The sequence below is a fragment of the Rhizobacter sp. P2_D12 genome, assembly GCF_056404395.1.
Map to the genome: position 1 here is coordinate 1 of NZ_JBFUEB010000241.1, position 2,661 is coordinate 2,661.

2 protein-coding genes are annotated in these 2,661 nt (G+C 71.2%); both read left to right on the forward strand.

Annotated elements, in window-relative coordinates; translation table 11 throughout:
* On the forward strand, positions 1-1,463 hold a 1,463-nt coding region (locus tag AC1DYN_RS32045), incomplete at its 5' end, for a carbohydrate-binding protein (protein ID WP_477966769.1).
* An 89-nt stretch (positions 1,464-1,552) separates the two neighbouring features.
* Positions 1,553-2,661 (forward strand): RICIN domain-containing protein (locus AC1DYN_RS32050; RefSeq protein WP_477966771.1); only part of this gene is annotated, 1,109 nt, incomplete at its 3' end.

The window sequence follows — 2,661 nt, forward strand, 5'->3', positions numbered from 1 at the left end:
CGCCTGCACCGGCCCCGACGCCCGCCCCGGCACCGGCGCCCACGCCGGCTCCCGCACCCGCCCCGGCCCCCGCGCCGTCGAACTGCGCGGCGTGGACCGAAGGCATCACCTACAACGCCGGCCAGGTCGTCAGCTACCAGGGCAAGCAGTACAAGGCCCTGGTGACGCACACCGCGTTCGCCGGCGCCAACTGGAACCCGGCCGCCACGCCGACGCTGTGGACGCCGACCTCCGGCGCCTGYGGCCCGTCGCCGGCTCCGTCGCCCGCACCGGCTCCGGCCCCCGCACCGTCCCCGGCGCCGTCGCCCGCACCCGCCCCGGCACCCGCCCCGGCCCCGGGCGGCACGCTGACGCTGCCTGAAGCGCTGAAGGCCGTGCAGACCAAGCGCGTCTACGTCGGCTACTACCCGACCTGGAGCGACAACTGGTTCGACGCCACCGGCAAGAGCGCCAACGACGTCTACAAGGCCAGCAAGTTCGCCCGCGTGCCGGCCACCTACACGCACGTGATGGTGGCGTTCGCCGACCCCAACTTCTCGTGGGCCGGCATCAACACCAACAGCTTCTCGGGCACCGGCATCACGTTCAACGCGACGCCCAAGGACATCAAGGCGGCGATCGACGTGCTGCACCAGCGCAACCAGAAGGTGGTCCTGGCGGTGGGCGGCGCGACCTACGGCAACTGGGGCCCGATCGCGGCGGAAGGCGCGGCCGGCAGCGGCCCGATCATCAACGCGCTGGCCAGGATCCAGACCGAGATGGGCTTCGACGGCCTGGATGTCGACTACGAAGTCGATGAGAACGTCGACCGCTACGCCAACTCGATCAAGGCGCTGCGCGCCGCGGTCGACAAGGCCGGTGGCGGGCGCATCCTGACGCTGGCCGGCTGGTCCACCGGTGCGGACTGCACCGCCGGCACCACGGCCGACCCGAAATGCGCCGGCAAGATGTCGTACTGGGGCGGCAGCGCCGGCCGCGAGCGCGGCGTGGTGCTGAAGTACCCGGCGGTCGGCAACATGCTCGACATGGTCAACGTGATGAGCTACGACGCCCGCTTCGAGCACTACGACGGCGTGGTCGGCTACAACGAGTACCGCAACCTGTTCCCGAGCAAGACCATCGTGTCGATCGGCCTCGAGCCGTCGCCCGAGGGCTGGGCCGGCGGCATGCTGGTGGTCAACGATGCCGACGCGCAGTGCACCGGCTCGCGCATCCTGCAGGACCAGTACAACGCCAACCTGAACCTGCCGTACTCGGTGGCGCGCTTCACCAGCGCGGTCGCCAACGGCACGTCGGCGAACCGCAACGCACGCGACGGGGCCATGCTGTGGGCCATCATCAAGACGGGCGGCGGTGCGTGCGGGAGCGCGCAGCTGGCGACGCCGGGCACCGCGGGAACGAAGGTGGGCAACACCTTCGGCCTGCCGGTCGACCCGCTGCTGCAGTCGTCGGACTGGAAGTGACGCCTTGATCCCCGGATCGGCATCCGGGCTACGCGACGTAGCCCGGGTGCCAACCCGGGTTCCACCTACACACCCCAGGGAGTTCCAACATGCGTTCCACCCGCTACCAACTCGCCCGCCTGCCGCTCGCCGTCGCGATCAGCAGCGCCTTCCTCGCCGCCTGCGGCGGCAATGACGGCAGCAATGCCACCGACAGCGCCGCCGAGAAGGAGAGCCCGCTGGCCGTCAAGGCCAGCACCGCCGGCACCGTGACGCTCGGCGGCGGCATCTACACCCTCGTCCATGCCAACAGCGGCAAGTGCATCGACGTGGCCGGTGCCAGCACCGACGACGGCGGCCGCCTGCAACTGGCCGGCTGCAACAAGAACGCCGCCCAGTCCTTCGAGCTGAGCGCCCTCGGCGGCGGCCTGTACAAGATGGTCAATGGCGGCAGCGGCAAGGCGATGGACGTCGCCGCCGCCTCCACCTCCGACGGCGCGGCCGTGCAGCAATGGGTCGACAACGGCACCAACGCACAGCGCTTCCGCATCGAGCACGCCGGCGGCGATCGCTTCAACATCGTCAATGCCGGCAGCGGCAAGTGCGTAGCCCCGGCCGGCGGCGCCGGCAGCGACGGCACGCCGCTGCAGCAGGACAGCTGCAGCACTGCCGGCGTCCAGCAGTTCCGCTTCCTGCCGCGCACCGGCAACGCGACCAGCGCCGTGGCCGTCGGCGTCTACGAGGTCAAGTCGGTCGAATCCGGCCTGTGCCTCGACATCGAAGGCGCCAGCACCGCCAACGGCGCGAAGGCCCAGCAAAGCAACTGCGCCGACGTCGCCTCGCAGCGCTTCGAACTGCGCGCCGACACCGGCGGCAGCTACCGCCTGGTCAATGCCGGCAGCGGCAAATCGCTGGACGTGACCGACGTGTCGACCGCCAACGGCGCGCTGATCCAGCAATGGGCCGCGTCGACCGGCGACAACCAGCGTTTCCTGATCACGCCCTCGGGCGCCGGCTACGCGATCAAGGCCCGCAACAGCAACAAGTGCGTGGACGTGAAGGACCACGGCACGACGCCCGGCACGCGCATCCAGCAATGGGATTGCGGCACCGGTGCCAACCAGCAGTGGAAGCTGACCGCCGTCGGCGCCCCGGCTCCGGCACCCGCGCCGGCACCCGCGCCTGCACCCGCCCCCGCGCCCGCACCGGCCCCCACGCC